Origin of the sequence: Bradyrhizobium sp. RDM12 (genome assembly GCF_051917485.1) — a bacterium.
In the GTDB taxonomy this organism is placed as follows: domain Bacteria; phylum Pseudomonadota; class Alphaproteobacteria; order Rhizobiales; family Xanthobacteraceae; genus Bradyrhizobium.
Genome location: NZ_CM133064.1, coordinates 4570537 through 4593472, shown reverse-complemented (window position 1 = coordinate 4593472; position 22936 = coordinate 4570537). Strand labels below are relative to the sequence as shown.

The 22936-nt window shown below is 63.5% G+C and carries 20 protein-coding genes and 5 pseudogenes; 16 read left to right on the top strand and 9 right to left on the bottom strand.

Features of this window, described 5'->3' with window-relative positions; genetic code table 11:
- Window positions 1-130: 130 nt before the first annotated feature.
- A pseudogene (locus ACTGJ9_RS22375) lies at window positions 131-879 on the bottom strand (M15 family metallopeptidase).
- 252 nt (window positions 880-1131) lie between these two features.
- Here ACTGJ9_RS22375 and ACTGJ9_RS22370 point away from each other — a divergent pair.
- From ACTGJ9_RS22370 to ACTGJ9_RS22355, 4 genes are all read left to right on the top strand, one after another.
- Window positions 1132-2079: an aspartate carbamoyltransferase catalytic subunit gene (locus ACTGJ9_RS22370; RefSeq protein WP_456672866.1), complete on the top strand. Its 948-nt coding sequence runs from the start codon at window positions 1132-1134 to the stop codon at window positions 2077-2079.
- Between the two features lie 5 nt (window positions 2080-2084).
- Window positions 2085-3386, top strand: coding sequence for a dihydroorotase (locus ACTGJ9_RS22365; protein ID WP_456678590.1), 1302 nt, complete (start codon window positions 2085-2087; stop codon window positions 3384-3386).
- Window positions 3387-3484: 98 nt separating this feature from the next.
- Window positions 3485-4081: a glycerol-3-phosphate 1-O-acyltransferase PlsY gene (gene plsY / locus ACTGJ9_RS22360; RefSeq protein ID WP_456678589.1), complete on the top strand. Its 597-nt coding sequence runs from the start codon at window positions 3485-3487 to the stop codon at window positions 4079-4081.
- A 150-nt stretch (window positions 4082-4231) separates the two neighbouring features.
- Window positions 4232-5404, top strand: a complete 1173-nt coding sequence (locus ACTGJ9_RS22355; RefSeq protein WP_456672865.1) for a patatin-like phospholipase family protein — start codon at window positions 4232-4234, stop codon at window positions 5402-5404.
- Here ACTGJ9_RS22355 and ACTGJ9_RS22350 read toward each other — a convergent pair.
- Window positions 5396-6640 carry an amidase gene (locus ACTGJ9_RS22350; RefSeq protein ID WP_456672864.1) on the bottom strand — a complete coding sequence of 415 codons (1245 nt, stop codon included), beginning with the start codon at window positions 6638-6640 and terminating at the stop codon, window positions 5396-5398. The two genes, ACTGJ9_RS22355 and ACTGJ9_RS22350, sit on opposite strands and share 9 nt — an antisense overlap.
- A 90-nt stretch (window positions 6641-6730) precedes the next feature.
- Between ACTGJ9_RS22350 and ACTGJ9_RS22345 the strand changes: the two are divergent.
- The 3 genes and pseudogenes from ACTGJ9_RS22345 to ACTGJ9_RS22335 form a co-directional block, all read left to right on the top strand.
- A pseudogene (locus ACTGJ9_RS22345) lies at window positions 6731-6844 on the top strand (DNA-processing protein DprA); the annotation flags it as partial.
- Window positions 6845-6958: 114 nt separating this feature from the next.
- Window positions 6959-7624: a hypothetical protein gene (locus ACTGJ9_RS22340; protein WP_456672863.1), complete on the top strand. Its 666-nt coding sequence runs from the start codon at window positions 6959-6961 to the stop codon at window positions 7622-7624.
- Window positions 7621-7938: a hypothetical protein gene (locus tag ACTGJ9_RS22335; protein ID WP_456672862.1), complete on the top strand. Its 318-nt coding sequence runs from the start codon at window positions 7621-7623 to the stop codon at window positions 7936-7938. Before ACTGJ9_RS22340 ends, ACTGJ9_RS22335 begins: the two co-directional genes overlap by 4 nt.
- A gap of 1 nt (window position 7939) precedes the next feature.
- Here ACTGJ9_RS22335 and ACTGJ9_RS22330 read toward each other — a convergent pair whose 3' ends face one another.
- Window positions 7940-8176, bottom strand: coding sequence for a DUF6471 domain-containing protein (locus ACTGJ9_RS22330; protein ID WP_234684005.1), 237 nt, complete (start codon window positions 8174-8176; stop codon window positions 7940-7942).
- Between the two features lie 102 nt (window positions 8177-8278).
- On the opposite strand from ACTGJ9_RS22330, the gene ACTGJ9_RS22325 reads away from it, so the two are divergent.
- Window positions 8279-9262 carry an IS1595 family transposase gene (locus tag ACTGJ9_RS22325; protein WP_456672861.1) on the top strand — a complete coding sequence of 328 codons (984 nt, stop codon included), beginning with the start codon at window positions 8279-8281 and terminating at the stop codon, window positions 9260-9262.
- Here the strand turns inward: ACTGJ9_RS22325 and ACTGJ9_RS22320 are convergent.
- Together ACTGJ9_RS22320 and ACTGJ9_RS22315 are read right to left on the bottom strand one after the other, a co-directional pair.
- Window positions 9259-9591: a virulence factor gene (locus ACTGJ9_RS22320; protein WP_456672860.1), complete on the bottom strand. Its 333-nt coding sequence runs from the start codon at window positions 9589-9591 to the stop codon at window positions 9259-9261. The genes ACTGJ9_RS22325 and ACTGJ9_RS22320 overlap by 4 nt on opposite strands.
- A 227-nt stretch (window positions 9592-9818) precedes the next feature.
- Window positions 9819-10280 carry a hypothetical protein gene (locus ACTGJ9_RS22315; RefSeq protein ID WP_456672859.1) on the bottom strand — a complete coding sequence of 154 codons (462 nt, stop codon included), beginning with the start codon at window positions 10278-10280 and terminating at the stop codon, window positions 9819-9821.
- Between the two features lie 23 nt (window positions 10281-10303).
- Here ACTGJ9_RS22315 and dprA point away from each other — a divergent pair, with 23 nt between their 5' ends.
- The gene (gene dprA / locus ACTGJ9_RS22310) at window positions 10304-11389 is read left to right on the top strand and encodes a DNA-processing protein DprA (RefSeq protein ID WP_456678588.1); all 1086 of its coding nucleotides are present in this window, start codon (window positions 10304-10306) and stop codon (window positions 11387-11389) included.
- Here dprA and ACTGJ9_RS22305 read toward each other — a convergent pair.
- Window positions 11386-11796 carry a winged helix-turn-helix transcriptional regulator gene (locus ACTGJ9_RS22305; RefSeq protein WP_456672858.1) on the bottom strand — a complete coding sequence of 137 codons (411 nt, stop codon included), beginning with the start codon at window positions 11794-11796 and terminating at the stop codon, window positions 11386-11388. The two genes, dprA and ACTGJ9_RS22305, sit on opposite strands and share 4 nt — an antisense overlap.
- A gap of 83 nt (window positions 11797-11879) precedes the next feature.
- On the opposite strand from ACTGJ9_RS22305, the gene ACTGJ9_RS22300 reads away from it, so the two are divergent.
- Entirely contained in the window at window positions 11880-12488 is a 609-nt protein-coding gene (locus tag ACTGJ9_RS22300; RefSeq protein ID WP_456672857.1) for an FMN-dependent NADH-azoreductase, read from the top strand.
- Between the two features lie 69 nt (window positions 12489-12557).
- Here the strand turns inward: ACTGJ9_RS22300 and ACTGJ9_RS22295 are convergent, their stop codons facing one another.
- Together ACTGJ9_RS22295 and ACTGJ9_RS22290 are read right to left on the bottom strand one after the other, a co-directional pair.
- Window positions 12558-12740, bottom strand: a complete 183-nt coding sequence (locus ACTGJ9_RS22295; RefSeq protein WP_456672856.1) for a hypothetical protein — start codon at window positions 12738-12740, stop codon at window positions 12558-12560.
- 174 nt (window positions 12741-12914) lie between these two features.
- Window positions 12915-13688 (bottom strand): SDR family oxidoreductase, encoded by a 774-nt coding sequence (locus ACTGJ9_RS22290; protein WP_456672855.1) that lies wholly within the window; start codon window positions 13686-13688, stop codon window positions 12915-12917.
- Window positions 13689-13810: 122 nt separating this feature from the next.
- Here ACTGJ9_RS22290 and ACTGJ9_RS22285 point away from each other — a divergent pair, with 122 nt between their 5' ends.
- Window positions 13811-14281 carry a winged helix-turn-helix transcriptional regulator gene (locus ACTGJ9_RS22285; protein WP_456672854.1) on the top strand — a complete coding sequence of 157 codons (471 nt, stop codon included), beginning with the start codon at window positions 13811-13813 and terminating at the stop codon, window positions 14279-14281.
- A gap of 169 nt (window positions 14282-14450) precedes the next feature.
- Here the strand turns inward: ACTGJ9_RS22285 and ACTGJ9_RS22280 are convergent, their stop codons facing one another.
- Complete coding sequence (locus tag ACTGJ9_RS22280) at window positions 14451-14690, bottom strand: hypothetical protein (RefSeq protein WP_456672853.1); 240 nt, start codon at window positions 14688-14690, stop codon at window positions 14451-14453.
- A gap of 225 nt (window positions 14691-14915) precedes the next feature.
- On the opposite strand from ACTGJ9_RS22280, the gene topA reads away from it, so the two are divergent.
- The 5 genes and pseudogenes from topA to ACTGJ9_RS22255 all read left to right on the top strand — a co-directional run bounded on the left by topA (window position 14916) and on the right by ACTGJ9_RS22255 (window position 22865).
- On the top strand, window positions 14916-17711 hold the full coding sequence (topA, locus tag ACTGJ9_RS22275; protein ID WP_456672852.1) for a type I DNA topoisomerase: 2796 nt from the start codon (window positions 14916-14918) through the stop codon (window positions 17709-17711).
- Window positions 17712-17719: 8 nt separating this feature from the next.
- Window positions 17720-20072 (top strand): annotated as a pseudogene (gene rnr / locus ACTGJ9_RS22270) (ribonuclease R).
- Window positions 20066-20505, top strand: a pseudogene (locus ACTGJ9_RS22265) (DUF983 domain-containing protein). Before rnr ends, ACTGJ9_RS22265 begins: the two co-directional pseudogenes overlap by 7 nt.
- 32 nt (window positions 20506-20537) lie before the next feature.
- On the top strand, window positions 20538-21284 hold the full coding sequence (locus tag ACTGJ9_RS22260) for an NUDIX hydrolase (protein ID WP_456672851.1): 747 nt from the start codon (window positions 20538-20540) through the stop codon (window positions 21282-21284).
- Window positions 21285-21540: 256 nt separating this feature from the next.
- Window positions 21541-22865, top strand: a pseudogene (locus ACTGJ9_RS22255) (LLM class flavin-dependent oxidoreductase).
- Window positions 22866-22936 lie beyond the last annotated feature (71 nt).

The following is a 22936-nucleotide window of genomic DNA, read 5'->3' as shown; positions in this document are numbered from 1 at the left end:
TCGCGCCGAAGGCGCGGGTGAGGGGTTACGCTGTGCCGGGGGACTTGATCCCCTCACCCGGCGCTTCGCGCCGACCTCTCCCCTTGGGAGAGGCAACCCGACTCGCGGCTGCTTCCGCTTCAATTGAACTCTACCTTGTTCGCGGCTGGATCGGGAAATCATAGGCCGCCCCGCCCGCCCCCGGCAGGGAAAATGCCACCACTCTTTCGAATAGTTCACAAAGCCTTGTTTCGCCATCGCCGTCACCAGCCGCTTGCGCCAGGCGCGCTGATCCGGATTGATCGACGGTGCCGCGGTATGCCCTTTCGCGTCGGTGCAATCATAACCGGTGCCCATGTCGACGCTGCCTTCCGGCAGCCGCGCCTCGACCGGCGCGGTGCAGTCGGCATAGGATTTTGCGGGATCGATCCTGGCGGAATTGTCAGCCTTGAGATCGACCAGCGTGAGATCCAGTGCGGCACCCGTCGAATGCTGCGAACGGCTCGCGATATAGCCGAGGCGGAACAGCTCGGTCTTGGGAATCCTCGGATTGTAGCGCCGATCGGCCGATGTCTCGCGGCCGTTCTGCGACCATTTCACCATATCGAGCGAGGCGCGCGCGGGCCGGTAGCAATCGAACATTTTGAGCGAGAGATTTTGCCGGGCGAGTTCCTGCTGAACTGCTTTCAGCCGCAATCCGACTTCGCGCTTCACCACGCATTCGCCCGCACCATAGCCGGCGAGCGGACGGCCGACGAAATTGTTCGCGGTGGCGTAGCGGATGTCCTGGATGATGCTGGGATCGACATCGCGCAAATAGGCGAAACCGCCGGGGAGCGATTGGGCTTGGGCTGTGCTGATGGTCGCTATTGCCAAGAGCGCTGTCAGGCTTGTTTTCAACGGGAGCTCCACATCGTCATGGCCGGGCTTGTCCCGGCCGTCCACGTCCTTTTTGCGTCAAATGCGATGGAAGATCGTGGATACCCGGAACATAGGCTAGCGGAAGCGACGCCGTCCTTCGGACGGCTATGCCCGGGCATGACGAAGAAGAGGTCCCGCCACGGCGAGAAAACAGACAGATCAGGGGATAACTCCCTGCCCGGGCATTGGCCCTTGCTCCCCCCGCCATCCGCGCCTATAGCTCTCGCTTTAATGACATCGAAATCGACCTTCGTCCTCGGCCACCGGCATTTGCTGGGCATCGAGGGCCTTTCCGCGGCCGACATCAGCGGCCTCCTCGACCTGTCCGAAGAATATGTCGAGCTCAACCGCCAAGTTGACAAGAAGCGCACCGTCCTGCGTGGACGGACGCAGATAAACCTGTTCTTCGAGGCGTCGACCCGAACCCAGTCCTCGTTCGAGCTCGCCGGCAAGCGCCTCGGCGCCGACGTCATGAACATGTCGGTGTCCTCCTCGTCCATCAAGAAGGGCGAGACGCTGGTCGACACCGCGATGACGCTGAACGCCATGCATCCGGATATCCTGGTGGTGCGCCATCACGCCTCCGGCGCGGTGGAACTGCTGGCCCGCAAGGTTGACGGTTCCGTGATCAATGCCGGCGACGGCGCGCATGAGCATCCGACGCAGGCGCTGCTGGACGCGCTCACCATCCGCCGCAACAAGGGCCGGATCGAGGGTCTCGTGGTCGCGATCTGCGGCGACGTGCTGCATTCCCGTGTCGCCCGCTCCAACATCATCCTGCTCAACGCCATGGGCGCCCGGGTCCGCGTCGTCGGCCCTTCCACGCTGCTGCCGCCCGGCATCGAGCGGATGGGCGTCGAGGTCGCGCGCGACATGCGCGAAGGGCTCAACGGTGCCGATATTGTCATGATGCTGCGGCTGCAGCGCGAGCGCATGAACGGCTCCTTCGTGCCGTCGACGTCCGAATATTTCCACTATTTCGGCCTCGACCAGAAGAAGCTCGGCTACGCCAAGCCCGACGCGCTCGTGATGCATCCCGGCCCGATGAACCGTGGCGTCGAGATCGACACCGCAGTCGCCGACGGCGCGCAGTCCCTGATCCGCGAACAGGTGGAGATGGGCGTGGCCGTACGCATGGCGGTGCTCGAAGCGCTCGCCCGCAACCTGCCGAACGCGTGATGCTCATGCTGATTGACCGCCGCCCGATCCTGCTCGCCAACGCCCGCATCATCGATCCCGGCAGGGATTTCGATGGCCCCGGCGACGTCCTGATTGCCGACGGCGTCATCCGCGAAACCCGTCGCGGCATCGGTGCGGCCGGCGTCCCCGAGGGTACCGACGTCGTCAATTGCTCCGGCAAGATCGTGGCGCCCGGCCTGATCGATATGCGCGCCTTCGTCGGCGAGCCCGGCTTCAGTCATCGCGAGACCTTCGCGTCCGCGAGCCAGGCGGCCGCGACCGGCGGCATCACCACCATCATCTGCCAGCCCGAGACATCTCCGGTCATCGACAATTCCGCGACGGTCGATTTCGTGATGCGGCGCGCGCGCGACACCGCGATCGTCAACATCCAGCCGATGGCGGCGCTGACCAAGGGCATGCGCGGCGAGGAGATGACCGAGTTCGGCCTGCTCAAGGCCGCGGGCGCCGTGGCCTTCAGCGACGGCGACCGCAGCGTCACCAATGCGCAGGTGATGCGGCGCGCGCTGACCTACGCCCGCGATTTCGACGCGCTGATCGTGCATCACACCGAGGATCCCGATCTCGTCGGCGAAGGCGTGATGAACGAGGGCGAGTTCGCCTCGCGCCTCGGCCTGATGGGCATCCCCAAGGCCGCCGAGGCCGTGATCCTCGAACGCGACATGCGCCTGGTCGCGCTGACCGGCGGCCGCTATCACGCTGCTTCTCTCTCCTGCATCGAGTCGCTCGAGATCCTGAAGCGCGCCCGTGATGCCGGCCTTGCCGTCAGCGCCTCGGTCTCGATCAATCATCTTGCGCTGAACGAGAACGACATCGGCCCCTACCGGTCCTTCCTGAAGCTGTCGCCGCCGTTGCGCAGCGAGGACGATCGCCGTGCGCTGGTGGAGGCGGTGGCCTCCGGCCTCGTCGACGTCATCATGTCCGATCACAATCCGCACGACGTCGAGATGAAGCGCTTGCCGTTCGCGGAAGCGGCTCCCGGCGCGATCGGCCTCGAGACCATGCTGCCGGCGGGCCTGCGGCTGGTTCACAATGACGAACTCGACCTCAAGACGCTGATCCGGGCGATGTCGACGCGGCCGGCCGAGCTGCTCGGCCTGCCCGGCGGAACCCTGCGCGCAGGCAGCCCGGCCGACGTCATCGTGATCGATCCCGACGTGCCCTGGGTGGTCGATCCCGCCGACCTCAAATCGCCCTGCAAGAACACTCCGTTCGACGAAGCCCGCTTTACAGGCCGCGTGGTGCGGACCATCGTCGGCGGACGGACGGTTTTTGAGCATGTCTAAGAGACAGTCTTTTGGCGACGCGGACCTCGTCTCGCGTCGCGGCAACACGTCGGGACCGGATCATGGGCGCGGGCTATGTCAGCCATGGAGACACCGCCATGGAGCTTGATGCATTCCTGCCGGTGGCCTTCATCATCGGCTATTTGTTCGGATCGGTTCCGTTCGGGCTGGTGCTGACCAGACTTGCCGGCACGCAGGATATCCGCTCGATCGGTTCCGGCAGCATCGGTGCCACCAACGTGCTGCGCACTGGCCGCAAGAGCCTCGCCGCCGGCACCCTGCTGCTCGATGCGCTCAAGGGCACGGCGGCGGTGGTGATCGCCGGCTATATCGCCGGCCCCAACGCTGCGATGGTCGCTGGCCTCGGCGCCTTCCTCGGCCACCTCTTCCCGGTTTGGCTGAAGTTCAAAGGCGGCAAGGGCGTCGCGGTCTATATCGGCATTCTGCTGGGGTTGTTCTGGCCGGCCGCGGTCGTATTCTGCGTGCTCTGGTTAGCCACCGCCTTCACCAGCCGCTATTCCTCGCTCTCCGCGCTGGTGGCGTCCTTCATCACGCCGCTGTTCCTGTGGTGGTTCGGCCACCTCGCGCTCGCAGCGCTCGCCGTGGTGCTGACGCTGCTGCTGTTCTACGCGCATCGCGAGAACATCAAGCGGCTGCAATCGGGCAAGGAAAGCCGCATCGGCGAGAAGGCGTAAGGCCGGAAAAAGTACGGATACCGCCGCGGGGTCTCCGCATTATATGCCAATTCCTGTTCGCAACTCGGACGGGCTTCGCGGCCCGCAGTGGCGAACGGGTTCGATGCCTGTCATCCTGACAGCAGAAATGGTGTTACGCGGTTGCTCAGAATGAGCGAGAAGATGGACGGCACGCATGACGATGGTGGCTCGCAGGGCACTGCGGCAAGCCGGCTGCTCTCGTCGACCAACATCTGGTTCGATGCGCCCTCACCGCCGCCCGCGCCGAAGCGTGTCCCCGCTCACCCATCTGCTCCCGTGTTGCAAGCTCCTGCAACGGTCGAGATCGTAACCAGGGCTGCGCCTGCGCAGCCGCGCGCCGGGCAATGGCCGCCGCGAAATCTGTCGCTGGCGCTTCAGGGCGGCGGGACTTTTGCCGCCTTCACGTGGGGCGTGCTGGAACGGCTGCTGGAAGAGCCGTCCATCGAATTCGATGCGATCAGCGGCGCCAGCGCCGGCGCCATCAACGCGCTGCTGCTGGCTTGCGGCCTTGCCGAAGGCGGCCGCGAAGGCGCCCGCTCGCGGCTGAACCGGTTCTGGATCCGGCTGATGCACGAGGCCTCGTTCCGCTCGCTGATGCTGATCGGCGGCTTCTCGCCGGCGGGAAGCTCGGTCGCGTTCGGGCCGACGCTGCGCTCCGGCCAGTTCGATCCGTTCGATCTCGATCCGCTGCGCCTCGCGCTATCACGCGACATCAATTTTGCCGGCTTGCGCGATGCCCGAAGCCCGAAGCTCTTGATCGCGGCAACGCGGATCCGCGACGGCCAGCAGCAGATTTTCGGCAATGACGCGATCACTGCCGACGTCGCGCTGGCCTCGACCTGCCCGCCCCTGGTTCACTGCGCCGTCGAGATCGACGGCGAGGCCTATTGGGATGGCGGGCTTGGCGGCAATCCGCCGCTGATCGAGCTGGCGCAGCAATCGACAACTGCCGACCTGCTGCTCGTCCAGGTCACGCCGACGCGCGACAGCTATGTTCCGATCACGCTCGCCGCGATCGATCGCCGCCTCGACCAGATCGCGGCCAACGCCGCGCTCAAGGCCGAGATCGCGGCCATCGCATGGGCGCAGTCGCACGCAGCCCCCGCGCTGCGGCTCTCCAAAATCGCCGCTGAAGATTCGATCGAGGGCCTCGCGCAGCGCTCGTCGACCGATCTCGGCCGCGGCTTCATCCGCCTGTTGCACCGAAGCGGCCGCGAAGCCGCCGGACGCTGGCTCGGGCAGAGTTCGCCCGCCGCCGCGGTGCGGATCAAATCGGACGATCGCGAGCCCGCGCTAGCCTGATTTCGCCAGCGCATTCTCCAGGAACCACGCCGCCGCCAACGCGCCAGGATCGTTGCCGAAGCGCGCGATCACCTGGACGCCGATCGGGAGACCGCCGACCTTCATCACCGGCACGTTGACGCAAGGATTGCCCATCAACGTCCAGAGCCGGTTGTAGCGGGGCGAACCGGTCGAGGCGAGCTCCTTGGCCGGCGCGGTGCCGGGCGCCGAATAGGTGAGCAGCACGTCGAAGCCGTCGAACAGCTCGCCAAGCTCGCGGCGGCCACGACGCGCGATCCGGCGGGCGTCGTCGTATTCCTTCGGCGTCAGTCCGACGGTGGCATCGAGACTCTCGCGCAGCATCGGCGCGATCGCGTCGTGATGCCGGTCAAATTCCCAGGCGAGCGCCCGATGCGCCTCAAAATCCTGGATGATGGGATGGATGCGCCAGGCCTCCTTGACCGCCTCGGCCAGATCGATGGTCCGCACGCTGGCGCCGGCTTTCTCGGCCGCCTTGATCGCCGCCTGCAATCCCTCTTCCGCCGCCGGCTCGACCGCCTCGGCAAACTCCTGCCGGACCACGCCGATGCGCGGCGACTTCGCCGGCGCAATGCCCGCGAACTCAGTGCGCCCGGTCATTGCCAACAGTCCGCGCGCGAGATCCTCCGCGCGTGATCCGAACAGGCCGACCGTGTCGAGCGCCCAGGAATAGCATTTCACGCCGATGGTCGGCAGCATCCGGAACGACGGCTTGATCGCAGCGGCGCCGCAATAGGCCGCCGGCCGGATCACCGAGCCGCCGGTCTGGGTGCCCAGCGCCAGCGGGATCATGCCGGCGCCGACGGCCGCCGCGGAGCCCGACGACGAGCCGCCCGGCGTATGGCCGAGATTGTGCGGATTGAGCGTCGGGGTCGGATCGCGCGAGGCGAATGCCGTGGTCGTGGTCTTGCCGATGATGGTGGCGCCCGCCCGCTTCAACATCATCACCACAGGCGCATCCGCGCGCGGCTGCCAGCCGCGATAGATCTCCGAGCCCATCTCGGTCGGCATATCAGCGGTATCGATGATGTCCTTGATGCCGACCGCGATGCCCCGCAGCGGGCCGAAGGCCTGCGCCTTCGCCGACTTGTCGTGACGGACGAAGGCACGAACGTCCCTCTCCTTGGCCTCGATCGCCGCATGCGACTGGGCGATGGCGTCATCAGGGGAAAGCTCGCCGCTCGCGATGCGGCGCTGGAGGTCGGCGAGCGAGATCATGGCAAAATCCTTCTTATTGGGATGGCTTTTAGCATCACGACGAGGCCACGCAAGCACACGGAGCTGTTGCCCACGCCCTCAGGTTGTTCCATTCTGCGTCCGCAAGGAGACGCCGTGGACGCCATCAATAACAGCATAGAACTGACCGAGGCCGACAGGATCGACCGCTTGCGGCTGATCCGCTCGGACAATGTCGGACCGCGCGGTATTATGGCGCAAACGCCACCGGGGTCGGAAAATGACCTCGGGACAGGCGATTTACCCACATTCAAAGGTTGCCACCCCTAGGGTATTGTCTCAGCCAGGGGGAAGCGATCCATGTCTCAACCCGATTTGGACAAAAAATTACAGAACGAGCGCCAGCGGCTCGCGAGAGAACAGCCGCGCAAATGGCAGGAAATGCCGCCGAAAACACTCCCCGCAGATCGTTTTGGGGGTGGGTGGCGCAATTTCATTCGCGCCACAGAAACGAGCGTTGTCATTGCGTTGTGGATCGGCGCAATGACTTCGTCCGATCTGGTGATCGCTGTAATACTTCTATCTTGCGGATGCGCCGTCGGTCTTCTCGCAATCTATCTTGATCCGGTTAGGTCTCGTGGCAGAAAATCGGTTCTGTCCTCTATTCTCACTGTTATTTTCATAGGAAGTGGCTGGCTGATTAATTTTCGGCATCAAGAACCAGTCCCTCCATATCTGTTCCAGTCGCAATTGGACGAGATCAACGCACTTGAAACGTTTATCGGGTCGAAATCAGAAATGGACCTGCGAGAGATATTCGACTTTCCTAGTATGTTTTTGATCAACGTAAGAATGACCAAAGCAAGACTAGAGGCCAATGAAAGAACAAAGACAAATGTGTTTGATATGACCCCGTATCTCAAAAACGGGAGCATGTGCACTTTGATGCAGAAATTGCTGGCGGCGGTTTTAGTCGGACTCCGGGAGGATTCACGTATAACCCGGACCCAAGCAAAGTCGCCATGATCATCCTCACTAAGAAATATCAAAATTCCAGTGCGATGCTTTCCCGGTTTGCAGAATCGGGCCGTTTACCCAATCCGGTGTTGGGAGCAGTTAAAGATTTTGATCGAGCGATTGCGGATAACGTGTCGATCATGCAGAACGTGTTGAATGATTCTCTGCAAGAATCTAGACAGTTTTTTTTGCAAGGAGAGAATGTAAATAGTCCAAACTACTTCGGCGTCATAAACGCTAGGTTTTCCGACAAGTTCGTTCAGCTAAAGCCAAAAGCCGAAGCTGTTATGACGAGCGTGCGCGCTTATCTTAAGGTCAACTAGCTCAAATCTCCTCCAGCGCCACACCCTCCAATTCCAGAGCTGCAATACACGCTAGAAAGAACGTCGCGGGAAACGTCCCGCGAGCCAGCTTGTTCGTGATCGATGCCTCAGTTTCCTTCAGCCCGTGCTTCCTGAGCCGCTTGGCAAGTTCGGCATAGGTGACTTCGGTATCCTTCAGCTTGTGTTTCAGGAAGGCGGCGGCCCGTTCGGCCCACTCCTCTTCAGATTTGATGTTCATGGCGTCACCTCCAATTTGGGGGCTATCATATCTGATAGATTGGTGTTGACAAGGTCGCAACCTCTCACATATGATAGCTTTCATAAACGAGAGGGGCACCAAATGGCACAGCACTTTCTTCTTTCCCGGGCGGCTAAGACCCTCTCGCTGGCCCAGGTTTTCCAGATGAAGGATGCCGATGCCGAAATGGCGTTCCGCCGCATCCGCTGGGCTGATACCAACGGCGAGCCGGTTTGCCCGCAGTGCGGTAGCCTTGACGCTTACGATTGCCGCCGCTTGAAGGGGGCTCCGCGTTTCCGCTGCCGCGCCTGCAAAAAGGACTTCACCCTTACCAGCGGGACGCTGTTCTCTAGTCACAAGCTGCCCCTCCGCTGCTATCTGGCGGCGATTGCGATCTTCTGCAACGAAGTGAAGGGCCAGAGCGCTCTGGCCCTCTCACGCGATCTGTGCGTCTCCTATAAGTGCGCCTTCGTGCTCCTGCACAAGCTCCGTGAAGCCATGGCCGATGAACTCAAAGGCCGCGTGGTTGGCGGCGAAGGCAAGGTAGCTGAGGTGGACGGCGGCTATTTCGGTGGCTACGTGAAGCCCGCCAACCTCAAGGAGGATCGCAAAGACCGTCGTTTCGCTCAGAACCAGACCGGCAAGCGCAAGGTGGTGGTGATCGTTCGCGAGCGCGGCGGTAACTCGGTTCCGGCCGTGTTCAACAGCGAGAGCCAAGCTGCCGCTTTCATCCGCTCCCGTATCGCCAAAGGCACCACGGTTCACGCCGATGAAGCCGCCGCTTGGGATCACCTCCATGAGCGTTACGAAGTGAAGCGCATCAACCATCAGGAGGCGTACAGCCTTGACGGCGCCTGCACGAACATGGCCGAGGAATACTTCTCCCGCCTGCGTCGGGGCGAGATCGGCATTCACCACCACATCGCCGGCCCGTACCTGCTCCGCTACGCTCAGGAGTCCTCATGGCGTGAGGATAACCGCCGCGTCTCGAATGGCGATCAGACGCAGCGGATTGCCGGGCTGGCCTTGAAGCGCGGCAAGTCCGTGGACTTCACTGGCTACTGGCAGCGGCACATTGTTGATTAGCCGGTAGCAGCAACCGCCCCGCCAGCCAAATCCAACAGGTCCGGCTCTCCTAACGCTGGACTCAAGTCGTTGTTTTCCTCAATGCGAAGCATGCGGATATCGCTCACCGCATGGCGAAACCATGGGCAAGCCTGCTGCACGGCCTGCACAGCCAGCACGCAAGTGACCGGCGTCTGATGTTCGTCATCGAAATAGACGCTTCCTTGCTGAGGATGGAAGCCATGTTTGCCAAGGATATTGCAGATCTCGGCATAGCCATTATTCGAGCTAGCCCCGGGATAGTGTTGAGCCAAACGCTCTTGGTCTAAATCAAAGCAAATTGCGTACACTCTGGTTGCCTTTCCCCGAGGAACCTTGCCCATTTGCTATTGTGGCCGAGTCCACGCGCAACCGCAAGTTTAGGTGCGGTCTGCCGAGTGTGCCAACGCTTCATGACGGAAACTCCGCTCTCAATCGGTCTGGGCCGATTCCTCCCGAAAGCTGATGGGAGTCAGATTACATACAACCAGCCCGGGCGCAACGCGTTCCGAGGGTGCCAGAGATGTCTAGAGGGGGTTTAAGGCCCAATTTTAAGGGTCCAGCGGTACGGCCTTGCCTCGCCGACACGCTCTACGCCTTTACCGTCGTGGTTGGCTAGGCTGTGCTGTATCCCCAGCGCGACGTTCTGCACGTCCTCTTTGGAGGCGTCCTGTACGCCGGCAGCGGCGAGGATGGCGGCAGCTAGCTCCTGAGCCGTCATGGGCTCTGCGGCCGTCCTGAGCACGTCCACGGCCTTCCTATATAATGTGCCGCGCTTGAACCACTTGTTCGGCTTCCGCCGCTTCACGGCGATGCCAGCCAGGTTGTAGGTCGGGTCGAGCATTTTGATGACGGCTTCCACCTGCCGCATCTGCTCGCTCATTTCATCGTACTTCTGCCGGTTCTCAAGGATGGCCCCGCCTAGCTCGGCATGAAGCCGTTCGAGGGTGAAGATGGCCGGTCGAGTGTACGGGTTTTGCGTCGGTCTGTGTCGCGCCATTGGTGATCTCCTTTGCGGTGGAGATGGGCGCGACCGTTCAAAGTTCTTGTGGCGTTTGCGCCATAATACCGGGACCGCGCACCTTCCGCTCGCTGGTCGATCATTTCGGCACGGCGCGGGCCGCGCTGGAGCGGCTGCCGGATCTGGCGCGCCGCGGCGGTGCGGCGCGATCGGCGCGCATCTGTAGCGCGGACGAGGCGAAGGCCGAGCTCGCCGCGAGCCGCAAATTCGGCATCGCCTGGCTTGCGCCTGGCGAGAACGGCTATCCGGCGCGGCTTGCGACACTCGACGATGCGCCGCCTTTGCTCGCCGTGCGCGGCGACAACGCAACGCTCATGCGTCCGATGATCGCGATCGTCGGCTCGCGCAATGCCTCCGGCGCCGGCTTGAAGTTCGCCGGCCAGCTTGCGCGTGCGCTTGGAGAGGCCGGCTTCATCATCATCTCGGGGCTCGCGCGCGGCGTCGATCAGGCCGCGCATCGGGCCAGCGTGGAGAGCGGTACCATCGCCGTGCTCGCCGGCGGCCATGATTGCATCTATCCGCCCGAACATGGCGATCTGCTCACCGCGATCCTCGATCACCAGGGTGCTGCGATGTCCGAAATGCCGCTCGGCCACGAGCCGCGCGCCCGCGATTTTCCCCGCCGCAACCGGCTGATCTCCGGCGCTGCGCTCGGCGTGGTCGTGGTGGAGGCGGCGCACCGCTCGGGCTCGCTGATCACCGCGCGCATGGCCGCAGAACAGGGCCGCGAGGTGTTTGCGGTCCCCGGCTCGCCGCTCGACCCGCGCGCGGCCGGCACCAATGATCTGATCAAGCAGGGCGCGACCCTCGTGACCGAAGCCGCCGACATCGTCAACGCCGTGGCACCGATCATGGAGCGACCGCCGATGCATCCGATGAGCGAACCCGACAGCGAGCCGTTCGAGAGCGATCCGCAAGGACACGACCGCGACCAGATCACGGGCCTGCTCGGCCCCACGCCTGTTACAATCGACGACCTCGTGCGGATGTCCGGCGCTTCGCCCGCGATCGTGCGCACGGTGCTGTTGGAGCTGGAGCTCGCCGGACGGCTCGAACGTCACGGCGGCGGATCGGTGTCGTTGATTTAGGTGCCGTTGCGCTCATCGAAGCGCGTGCGTGCCGATGCGATCTGCTCCTGATGCGCGATCGCCCACTCTCCCAGCGCCTTCACCGGCTCCTGCAGCCCGCGACCGAGATCGGTCAGCTCGTAGTCGACCCGCGGCGGAACGGTCGGGAAGATCGTGCGCGTTACGAGGCCGTCGCGCTCGAGGCCACGCAGCGTCAAGGTGAGCATCCGCTGCGAGATGCCATTGATCATCCGTTTCAGCTCATTGAAGCGCTTTGGTCCGTCGCTCAGCATCATGATCACGAACACGCTCCATTTGTCGCCGACGCGAGACAGCACGGAGGCGACTCCACGGCAGTCCGCATGATCAGGATCCGGCCTGCGCGGTGCAGGCAAATCGGTGTGTGCAGGTCTCAAAGATGTGCCCATGGCTCAAAAAAGTGCGTTCTTGCGGGGAATTCGACAGTCACTCATGTAGTGCGGGTTACAAATCTATACCATGGGTGACCCAAATGAAACTCCTCCATCTCGACTCCAGCGTGCTCGGCCCCCACTCCGTCTCCAGGCAGGTTTCCGCGGCAATCGTCGACCGGCTGCGGCAGGCCACGCCTTCGCTCAACCTCATCTATCGCGACCTGACCCAGATCCCGCTCGCGCATCTCTCCGGATCGCATCTCGCGGCCGCGCAGGGAGCAGTTGCGCCGGCCGAACTCGGGCCCGACCTTGCCGCCAGCGCGGCCGTGCTGAACGAGTTCCTCGACGCCGATATCGTCGTGATCGGCGCGCCCATGTACAATTTCACGATTCCAAGCCAGCTCAAGGCCTGGATCGATCGTGTGCTGGTGGCGGGAAAAACGTTCAAGTATGGCGAGAACGGACCGCAGGGCCTTGCCGGCAGCAAGCGCGTGATCGTGGCGATCTCGCGCGGCGGCTATTACGGCCCGGGCACGCCGGCCGCATCGCTCGAGCATCTCGAAACCTATTTGCGCGGCGTATTCGCCTTCATGGGCGTCACGAGCCCCGAATTCATCGTCGCTGACGGCATCCAGGTCGGCCCTGAACATCGCGAGAAGGCGCTGGCCGGCGCGCTCCAGGCGGCGACGAACCTGCGCGCGGCCTGAGGGCACCCCGACATCATCAGCCGCCAAAGTGTCCGTGGCGGCTGATGCACCGGCGGATATTCCGCGACGCTAAAACCAGGCCCCTTGTACACCCAGGATCACAGCGACCAGCGAAATGAAAAGCCCGACGCCGGAAAAGAGCGCGACGCCAATGAACTCGGACGTGTCGGAACGCTTGGCGGGAACCGCGGAACGCTCGGTGTAAATACGCGGTGCTGAAATCGGAGAATAAATGCGAGCTGCCTTTGGCATCACGGGCTCCTTCAAAATGAGTCTTGTAACCCTTGCCCGTAGAAATGTCTTGGCAGCACGCGCGAAGGTTCAAAGCATCCCGCAAGCTTCAGAAAATACGTCTCGCAAGACGTGGGAACCGGCCGGCGCAACTGCTTCTGGCGCGCCGACCGATTCAATTTTCACATCACTTGATCAACCGCGATAGATCGGTGCGCCGCTCGGAGACGCAACAGCGCCGCCATCGACGAATATCTCCTGTCCCTGGATATGCGCGGCATCGTCCGAGGCAAGGAACAGCACCGTCTTCGAAATGTGATCGGGTTCGCCAATACGTCCCAACGGCGTCGACAGCGCGATACGCTTCTCGAACGCCTTCTCCGCTTCGGGTGTCGCGATCGCGGCGCCCCAGATCGGCGTGCGGATCGCACCCGGCGCAACCACGTTGACGCGGATTCCGCGCGGCGATAGTTCCGATGCCATGATCCGCGCCATCGCTCGTACGCCGGCCTTCGCCGCGCCATAAGCCGAGTAGCCGGGAATGCCGAGCACGGAGATCACCGAACCATTGAGGATAATCGAGGCGTTGTCGTTGAGATAGGGCAACGCCGACTGCACGGTGAAGAACACGCCGGTCAGGTTGGTGCTGATGACCTTCTCGAACACCTCGAGCGTCGCCGATCCCAGCGGCGTGCCGCCGGGGATGCCGGCATTGGCGAACACGATGTCGAGCTTGCCGAACCTCTCGGTGCCCTGCTTGATTGCGGCTTCGGTCGCGGCGATGTCGGTCGCATCGGCCACCAATGCGAACGCGTTCGGACCGAGTTCCTTCGCAGCGGCCTCCAGTGTCTCCTTGTTGCGCCCGGTGATGATTACCTTGGCGCCCTCGGCGACGAACAGCTTTGCGGTTGCCAGTCCGATGCCGCCATTGCCCCCGGTAATCAGTGCCGTCTTGTTCTTCAGCCTCACGTTCGTCTCCAGTGGTTGCATTATGAAACTATGTTGCCATCTAGGCCCCATGGTTTTATGATGCAACCACACAAGCGCGTGATCTTCGCCCAAATCGGAGCGAACGCGACGGGACCACGACGATGGTGAAACGAACGAGTTTTGAGGGTGACGGTTGCCCGGTCGCGCGGTCGCTGGAGGCGATCGGCGATTGGTGGACGCTCCTGATCATCCGCGAAGCGATGCTCGGCGTACGCCGCTTTGGCGAGTTTCAGACCAAGCTCGGCATGGCCAGGAACATCTTGTCGGTGCGGCTACGATCAATGGTCGAGCACGGCATTCTGGCGACCGCCCCCGCCTCCGACGGCAGCGCCTACCAGGAATACGTGCTGACGCGGAAGGGACGCGGCCTCTTCCCGATCCTGGTGGCGCTCCGGCAATGGAGCGAAGAGTTCGACGATCACCCCGAGGAGATCGCAAGCGTGCTGGTCGATCGCGACCGAGGCCGCCCGGTGCGGAAGCTCGAACTGCGCGCAGAGGACGGCCGCCTGCTCAGCCAGGCGGATACCACGCTAAAACTGCGGCCGGTGCGGCGACGGCGATCGGCCAATTAGCGGCGCGCTGGCGAGCTCCCGGCACGCCGTTCGCCCACTCTCGATGTCATCGCCCGCGAAGTGGCGATCCAGTATTCCAGAGACAGCGATGGATACGGAGAGACTACGGCGTACTGGATTCCCGCTTGCCTGCGTGAGGCATGACAGCGTTTGTGGAGCACCGCCACCCTCACGACAGCTTGCGCTTGCTTCGCAGCCGCAGGTGCTCGTCAGCCTCGAGCTTGGTCATACCCAGAAGATAATGCAGCACATCGAGCTTGTGGCGCTCGGCGAGATTGCGCAGCGCGCCCGCCTGCTCGGCGATGAAGGCCACGGCTTCATCGACTCCGCCCTCGCCCGGTTCCTCGCTGCGCGATCCTCCCCGCACGCCCGATGCGGCGCGCGGGCGTTTCTTTCCTGGCTTTGTCACCAGCCCACCCGAATCCATGCCCCACGGGCACATTACGCCTACATCGGCCGCAACTCCAAGGTGGTGGTTTGCAACTTTCTCGATATGAAACTTTTCCCATTTGGCGGCCTCTCAACATCCTTCGATTTGACAGCGAGGGCCTCACCACCCATGTTCGGGTCGAAACGGCCGACCCGAATCTCATCGATTTCGGCCTCATATTTCCCCGTAAGTTACTGGAACTACATGAATATCGTTATTGTGGAGTCGCCGGCGAAAGCCAAGACGATCAACAAGTATTTGGGCTCGTCCTACGAGGTTCTGGCCTCGTTCGGCCATGTCCGCGACCTTCCCGCAAAGAACGGTTCCGTCGATCCGGACGCCAATTTCAAGATGATCTGGGAGATCGACCCCAAGGCGGCCGGCCGGCTCAACGACATCGCCAAGTCGCTGAAGGGCGCCGACCGCCTGATTCTGGCGACCGACCCTGATCGCGAGGGCGAAGCCATCTCCTGGCACGTGCTGGAGGTGCTGAAAGAGAAGCGCGCGCTGAAGGACCACAAGATCGAGCGCGTGGTGTTCAACGCCATCACCAAGCAGGCGGTCACGGACGCAATGAAGCATCCGCGCCAGATCGACGGCGCCCTGGTCGACGCCTATATGGCGCGCCGTGCGCTGGACTATCTGGTCGGCTTCACCCTCTCCCCCGTGCTGTGGCGCAAGCTGCCGGGCGCCCGCTCGGCCGGCCGCGTGCAGTCGGTGGCGCTGCGTCTGGTCTGCGACCGCGAGCTCGAGATCGAGAAATTCGTAGCCCGCGAATATTGGTCGCTGATCGCGACCTTGCTGACGCCGCGCGGCGACGCCTTCGAGGCCCGCCTGGTCGGCGCCGACGGCAAGAAGATCCAGCGCCTCGACATCGGCACCGGCGCGGAAGCCGAAGATTTCAAGAAGGCGCTGGAAACAGCCGTCTACTCCGTGACCGCGGTCGACGCGAAGCCGGCCCGGCGCAATCCGCAGGCGCCCTTCACCACTTCGACGCTGCAGCAGGAAGCCAGCCGCAAATACGGCTTTGCGCCCGCGCACACCATGCGCATTGCGCAGCGTCTTTATGAAGGCATCGACATCGGCGGCGAGACCACCGGACTCATTACTTATATGCGTACCGACGGCGTGCAGATCGATCCCTCCGCAATCACCCAGGCGCGCAAGGTGATCGGCGAGGATTACGGCAACGCCTACGTGCCGGACGCCCCGCGTCAGTACCAGGCCAAGGCCAAGAACGCCCAGGAAGCGCACGAAGCGATCCGCCCGACCGACATGTCGCGCCGGCCCGACAGCATGAGCCGCAAGCTCGATACCGATCAGGCGCGGCTCTATGAGCTGATCTGGAAGCGCACCATCGCAAGCCAGATGGAATCGGCCGAGCTCGAGCGCACCACCGTCGACATCACGGCGAAGGCCGGCGCCCGCACGCTGGAGCTGCGCGCCACCGGCCAAGTCGTCAAGTTCGATGGTTTTCTGGCGCTCTACCAGGAAGGTCGCGACGACGAGGAGGACGAAGACTCGCGCCGCCTCCCCGCGATGAGCCCGAACGACGCGCTCAAGCGGCAGTCGCTGTCCGTCACCCAGCATTTCACCGAGCCGCCGCCGCGCTTCTCGGAGGCATCGCTGGTCAAGCGCATGGAAGAGCTCGGCATCGGCCGGCCCTCGACCTATGCCTCGATCCTCCAGGTTCTGAAGGACCGCGGCTACGTCAAGCTGGAGAAGAAGCGCCTGCACGGCGAGGATAAGGGCCGCGTCGTGGTCGCGTTCCTGGAAAGCTTCTTCAACCGCTATGTCGAATATGATTTCACGGCCAATCTGGAAGAGCAGCTCGACCGCATCTCCAACAACGAGATCTCCTGGCAGCAGGTGCTGAAGGATTTCTGGACCGGCTTCATCGGTGCCGTCGACGAGATCAAGGATCTGCGCGTCGCCCAGGTGCTGGACGTGCTCGACGAGATGCTGGGCCAGCACATCTATCCGCCGCGCACGGATGGCGGTGACATCAGGCAGTGCCCGAGCTGCGGCAACGGCCGGCTGAATCTGAAAGCCGGCAAGTTCGGCGCCTTCGTCGGCTGCTCGAACTATCCGGAGTGCCGCTACACCCGTCAGCTCGCCGCCGACAGCGAGACCACCGCGGATCGTTCGCTCGGCCAGGATCCCGACACCGGCCGCGATGTCTGGGTCAAGGCCGGCCGCTTTGGTCCCTACATCCAGCTCGGCGAGCAGAAGGATTATGAGGAAGGCGCGAAGCCGAAGCGTGCAGGTATTCCGAAGGGCACTTCGCCCAGCGATGTCGATCTCGAGCTTGCGCTGAAGTTATTGTCGCTGCCGCGCGAGATCGGCAAGCATCCGGAGACTGGTGAGCCGATCACCGCGGGCCTCGGCAGGTTCGGGCCGTTCGTGAAGCACGAGAAGACCTACGCCAGCCTGGAGGCCGGCGACGAGGTGTTCGATATCGGTCTCAACCGCGCCGTCACGCTGATCGCCGAGAAGGTCGCCAAGGGCCCGAGCCGGCGCTTTGGTTCTGATCCCGGCAAGGCGCTCGGCGATCATCCGACGCTCGGCACCGTCACCGTAAAGAGCGGCCGCTACGGCGCCTATGTGACCGCGGGCGGCGTCAACGCCACGATCCCTGCCGAGTTCGAAAAGGACACGGTGACGTTGCCGCAGGCGATCGCGCTGATCGACGAGCGCGCGGCCAAGGGCGGCGGCAAGAAGCCCAAGAAGGCGGCGAAGCCGGCCAAGGCCAAGAAAACTGTAGAGAAAACTGTAGAGAAAACCATAGAGAAAACTGCAGCGAAGGCTGCGGATGGCGGCGACGCCGCGCCGAAGAAGAAACCGGCCGCGAAGAAAGCCGCAGCCAAAACCAAATCCGAATCCACCAGCAAGGCGCGCGCCGCCGTGTCGTCGACCGCCAAGACTTCAGCAGTCAAGGCGTCGCCGACCGAGGCGTCGGCCGCCAAAGCTCCGGCCAAGAAAAGTGCCGGCACGACTTAAGAGGTTAAGTGAAACGCAAGCATGACCATGGCTTTCCCGACAGGAGCGCCATCGTCGCCTTCATCAAGGCACATCCAGGAAAGGTCGGGACCCGCGAAATTGCGCGCGAGTTCGGCCTGAAGAATGCCGATCGCATCGAGCTCAAGCGCCTGCTGCGCGAGCTGGCCGACGACGGCACCATCAAGAAAAAAACGTCACACGGTCTCGGAACCGGACAGCCTGCCGCCGACGCTGGTCGCCGACATCACCGGCCGCGATCCTGACGGCGAGCTGATCGCCTCCCCTACCGAATGGGACGAGGTCGAAAGCGGCGAACCGCCAAAAATTCTCATCGCAATGCCGCGCCGGCCGAAGCCTGGCACCGCAGCCGGAGTCGGCGATCGCGCGCTGCTGCGGGTCGAGCCGACCAACGAGACCGAAGGCCCGGCCTATCGCGGCCACATCATCAAGGTCTTCGACAAGACCAAGAGCCGCATTCTCGGCGTCTTCCGCGGCCTGCCCGAAGGCGGCGGAAGGCTGATCCCGGTCGACAAGAAGTCCGCCGACCGCGAATTGAACATCGCCGCCGCTGACGCGTACGGCGCGCAGGACGGCGACCTCGTCAGCGTCGACATCGTCCGCTCCCGCGCCTTTGGGCTCGCCTCCGGCCGGGTCAAGGAGAAGCTCGGCTCGGTCAAGTCCGAGAAGGCAATCAGCCTGATCGCGATCTACGCCCACGACATCCCCCTGCAATTCTCCTCCGCCGCCGAGCGCGAGGCGGAAGCGGCCGAGCCCGCGAACCTGAAAGGGCGCGAGGACTGGCGCGACGTGCCGCTCGTCACCATCGATCCGCCGGATGCCAAGGATCACGACGACGCGGTGCATGCGCAGCCCGATCCCGATCCGAACAACAAGGGCGGCTTCATCGTCGATGTCGCAATTGCGGATGTGAGCTTCTATGTCCGGCCGGGCACTGCGCTCGACCGCGCCGCGCTTGATCGTGGCAACTCGGTCTATTTCCCCGACCGCGTCGTGCCGATGCTGCCCGAGCGCATCTCCAACAATCTCTGCTCGCTGGTGCCGGGCGAGCCGCGCGGCACGCTCGCGGTGCGGATGATCATCGCGCCGGACGGCCGCAAGCGCTCGCACTCATTCCATCGCATCCTGATGCGCTCGGCCGCGAAGCTGAGCTACGCGCAGGCGCAGGCCGCGATTGACGGCCGGCCGGACGACACCACCGGCCCCCTGCTCGATCCGATCCTCAAGCCGCTCTATGCAGCCTACGCCTGCATCAAGCGTGCGCGCGACGAGCGCGATCCGCTCAATCTCGATCTGCCCGAGCGCAAGATCCTCTTGAAAAGCGACGGCACGGTCGATCGCGTCGTCGTTCCAGAAAGGCTGGATGCGCATAAGTTGATCGAGGAGTTCATGATCCTCGCCAACGTCGCGGCCGCCGAGATGCTGGAGAAGAAATCGCTCCCGCTGATCTACCGCGTGCATGACGAGCCGACGCTGGAGAAGGTCCACGCGCTCTCGGAGTTTCTGCAGACACTCGATATCCCCTTCGCTAAGGGCGGGGCGCTGCGCCCTGCTTTGTTCAACCGTGTGCTGGCACAGCTCGAAGGCCATGACCACTTCCCGCTGGTCAGCGAAGTCGTGCTGCGCGCCCAGGCGCAGGCGGAATATTCCTCCGAGAATTACGGTCATTTCGGCCTGAATTTGCGCCGCTACGCGCATTTCACCTCGCCAATCCGCCGCTATGCCGATCTCGTCGTGCACCGCGCGCTGATCCGCGCCCTTGGCCTCGGCGAAGGCGCCCTGCCCGACAGCGAGACCGCGGAATCGCTTGGCGAAGTCGCCGCGCATATTTCGTTGACCGAGCGGCGCGCGATGAAGGCCGAGCGCGAAACGGTCGACCGCCTGATCGCGCACCACCTCGCCGACCGCATCGGCGCGAGTTTTCAGGGCCGCGTCTCCGGCGTCACCCGCGCCGGGCTCTTTGTCAAACTCGCTGAAACCGGCGCCGACGGCCTGATCCCGATCCGATCCCTCGGCACGGAATATTTCAACTATGACGAGGGCCGGCACGCGCTGGTCGGCACGCGCAGCCGCACCATGTACCAGCTCGGCGACATCGTCGACGTCCGTCTGATCGAGGCCGCTCCCATCGCAGGCGCGCTGCGCTTCGAGCTGCTGTCGTCATCCAGCGAGACGGCGCCGCGCGAGCGCAGGCAACCTGGTCCGCAGCGCCGTCCCTCGTTCAAGGCGCATCCCGGACGCAGCCCCGACAGAAAACCCAAGCCGCCGAAGCCAGGATCAGGCAAGGCGAAGAAGGGCAAAGGAAAGAACAAGGGCAAAGGCAAGAAGGGCAAGGCATGGTGACCATGAGCACGGCCCCAAAAATCTGGACCCGCGAGACCGGCCTGGTCGAGAAGCGCGACCTCTGGGCGGCGATGAAGCGCGGTTTTTGCGGCCGCTGCCCGCGTTGCGGCGAGGAAAACTGTTCCGCGCCTTCCTGAAGACCGCGAACAGTTGCGCAAAATGCGGCCTCGACTTCACGCCGCACCGCGCCGACGATCTTCCGGCCTATCTCGTGATCATCATCGTCGGCCACATCACCGTGCCGACCATCTTGTGGATCGAGACCAACTACACGACGCCGGCCTGGCTGACCTTCGCCGCCTATCTGCCCTTTACCTTCTTCGCTTCGCTGGGGCTGTTGCAGCCGGTGAAGGGAGCTGTGGTCGGCTTGCAATGGGCTCTGCGCATGCACGGGTTTGACGACAACCCGCCGGATGGTATTCCGCCGGTGTAAGCAAAATAAATAAAAGCGGTTTGGGTGAGGATATGACGGATATTGCGCAGGACGAAAAGGCGAAAGTCCACGATCAGAAGGAAGCCGATCACCACCCCTATTTCCGTCCCCGGGATGCCGCGACCCTGATCCTGGTCGATCGCAGCGGCGTCATTCCAAAAGTCCTGGTCGGCAAGCGCCACGACAAGGTGGTGTTCATGCCCGGCAAATTCGTCTTCCCCGGCGGCCGCGTCGACAAGGACGACTATCGCGTGCCGGTCGCGGCCCCCATCACCACCGAGCTTGAGGCCAATCTTGCCAAGGGCAGCCCGAAGACCCCGGCCTCGCGCGCAAAGTCACTGGCGATCGCCGCGATCCGCGAGGCCTGCGAGGAGACCGGTCTCTGCCTTGGACGCAAGTCTGAGGGCAACGCCAGGCTCGAAGGCCCCTGGAAGCCGTTCGCGGATGCGGGCCTGCTGCCCGATCCGTCCAGCCTGTTCCTGATCGCGCGCGCAATCACCCCGCCCGGCCGCGTCAAGCGGTTCGACACGCGCTTCTTCACGGCGGATGCCTCCGCGATCACCCACCGCGTCGAGGGCGTGATCCATGCGGATGCGGAGCTGGTCGAATTGGTCTGGGTCGAGCTCGGCTCAAAACCGCTCGCCGATCTGCATCCCATGACGCGCAACGTGCTCAACGAGCTCGACACCCGCCTTGCCACCGGCCCGCTGCGCCACGACGCTCCGGTGCCGTTCTTCCATTTCTACGGCGGCAAGATGCAGAAGGACATTTTGAGCTGATCAGCGTTGACGGTCGTCGTTCGGCCGAGCCCGATCCTCCGTCATTCCGGGGCGCCGCGAAGCGGCGAGCCCGAGTCCATCGGGCCGCAGAGATTGACGAGTGATGGATTCCGGGCTCGCGCTGCGCGCCCCGGAATGACAGGAATGTGCTTCGCGCGCATCGAAAAACAAAATATTCTTCCCGCCTTTCCAATGGCGGAGTTCCCCGGCGTGCCTATGTCTTTCCCAATGACACCAGAACGGGATTTTGGGCGCGATGGCACAACGGCAACTCAAGCTTGGCGCGTTCATGCGCCCGATCAGCATCCACACCGGCGCCTGGCGCTATCCCGGGGCCTGGCCCGACGCCAATTTCAATTTCGGCCACATCAAGACGCTGATCAGGAAGCTCGAGGCCGGCAAGTTCGACGCCTTCTTCATGGCCGATCACCTGGCCGTGCTGAACATGCCGGTCAATGCGCTCAAGCGCAGCCACACTGTGACCTCGTTCGAGCCGTTCACGCTGCTCTCGGCACTCTCGGCGGTCACCGAGCGCATCGGCCTGATCGCGACCGGCTCGACGACGTTCGACGAGCCCTATCATGTCGCGCGCCGCTTCGCCTCGCTCGACCATCTCAGCGGCGGCCGTGCGGGGTGGAACATCGTCACCACCTCGAACCCGGATGCGGCGCTGAATTTCGGCCTCGACGACCACATGGAGCACGCCGAGCGTTACAAGCGCGCCCGCGAATTCTACGACGTCGTCACCGGCCTGTGGGACTCCTTCGCCGATGACGCCTTCGTGCGTGATGTCGAGAGCGGACTTTTCTTCGATCCGTCGAAGATGCATGTGCTCGACCACAACGGCAAACATCTGAAGGTCCGCGGTCCCCTCAATATCGCCCGCCCGGTGCAGGGCTGGCCGGTGATCGTGCAGGCCGGCGCCTCGGAAGACGGCAGGCAGCTCGCGGCCGAAACCGCGGAAGCCGTATTCACCGGCGGCGGCAGCCTTGCCGACGGACAAGAGCTCTATGCCGACATCAAGGGCCGCATGGAGACAATCGGCCGCGATCCCGAGCATCTGAAGATTCTCCCCGGCGCCTTCGTCGTGGTCGGCGATAGCGTCGACGAGGCCAGGGAGAAGCGCGCGCTGCTCAACAGGCGCGTGCACTATGACAGCGCCATTGCTTCGCTCTCGGTCATCCTCGGCACCGATGCCTCTGGTTTCGATCCGGATGGACAATTGCCTGACATCCCGGAAACCAACGCGAGCAAGAGCGGCCGGCAGCGCATGGTCGATCTCGCCAGGCGCGACAAGCTCACCGTGCGCCAGCTTGCCCAGCGCGTCGGCGGCTATGGCGGGCTGTCGTTCGTCGGCACGGCGAAGACCATCGCCGACCAGATGGAGGAATGGCTGGTCGGGCGCGGCTCCGACGGCTTCAACATCATGTTCCCGTTCCTGCCCGCCGGCCTCGACGATTTCGTCGACAAGGTCGTCCCGGAGCTGCAGCGGCGCGGGATTTTCCGGAAGGAATATGAAGGGGCCACTTTGAGGGAGAATCTGGGCCTTCCCGGCCGAAAAACCGCTTCTTCGAGGAGTGAAAAGGCCCGATTCGAGTGGTTTTCGGGATGTGAAACCTTGACATCAGGCGGTTTGTGGCTAGGTTGCCGCC

Bases quoted from the DNA above. Each gene is read 5' to 3' on its own strand.
- ACTGJ9_RS22300 (WP_456672857.1), top strand. From the start codon at position 11,880: ATGAAACTCCTCCATCTCGACTCCAGCGTGCTCGGCCCCCACTCCGTC.
- ACTGJ9_RS22350 (WP_456672864.1), bottom strand. From the start codon at position 6,640: ATGATCTCGCTCGCCGACCTCCAGCGCCGCATCGCGAGCGGCGAGCTT.
- ACTGJ9_RS22260 (WP_456672851.1), top strand. From the start codon at position 20,538: ATGACGGATATTGCGCAGGACGAAAAGGCGAAAGTCCACGATCAGAAG.
- ACTGJ9_RS22295 (WP_456672856.1), bottom strand. From the start codon at position 12,740: ATGCCAAAGGCAGCTCGCATTTATTCTCCGATTTCAGCACCGCGTATT.
- ACTGJ9_RS22330 (WP_234684005.1), bottom strand. From the start codon at position 8,176: ATGAACATCAAATCTGAAGAGGAGTGGGCCGAACGGGCCGCCGCCTTC.
- ACTGJ9_RS22355 (WP_456672865.1), top strand. From the start codon at position 4,232: ATGAGCGAGAAGATGGACGGCACGCATGACGATGGTGGCTCGCAGGGC.
- ACTGJ9_RS22365 (WP_456678590.1), top strand. From the start codon at position 2,085: ATGCTGATTGACCGCCGCCCGATCCTGCTCGCCAACGCCCGCATCATC.
- ACTGJ9_RS22325 (WP_456672861.1), top strand. From the start codon at position 8,279: ATGGCACAGCACTTTCTTCTTTCCCGGGCGGCTAAGACCCTCTCGCTG.
- ACTGJ9_RS22305 (WP_456672858.1), bottom strand. From the start codon at position 11,796: ATGGGCACATCTTTGAGACCTGCACACACCGATTTGCCTGCACCGCGC.
- topA (WP_456672852.1), top strand. From the start codon at position 14,916: ATGAATATCGTTATTGTGGAGTCGCCGGCGAAAGCCAAGACGATCAAC.
- ACTGJ9_RS22315 (WP_456672859.1), bottom strand. From the start codon at position 10,280: ATGGCGCGACACAGACCGACGCAAAACCCGTACACTCGACCGGCCATC.
- ACTGJ9_RS22340 (WP_456672863.1), top strand. From the start codon at position 6,959: ATGTCTCAACCCGATTTGGACAAAAAATTACAGAACGAGCGCCAGCGG.
- plsY (WP_456678589.1), top strand. From the start codon at position 3,485: ATGGAGCTTGATGCATTCCTGCCGGTGGCCTTCATCATCGGCTATTTG.
- ACTGJ9_RS22370 (WP_456672866.1), top strand. From the start codon at position 1,132: ATGACATCGAAATCGACCTTCGTCCTCGGCCACCGGCATTTGCTGGGC.
- ACTGJ9_RS22335 (WP_456672862.1), top strand. From the start codon at position 7,621: ATGATCATCCTCACTAAGAAATATCAAAATTCCAGTGCGATGCTTTCC.
- ACTGJ9_RS22285 (WP_456672854.1), top strand. From the start codon at position 13,811: ATGGTGAAACGAACGAGTTTTGAGGGTGACGGTTGCCCGGTCGCGCGG.
- dprA (WP_456678588.1), top strand. From the start codon at position 10,304: ATGGGCGCGACCGTTCAAAGTTCTTGTGGCGTTTGCGCCATAATACCG.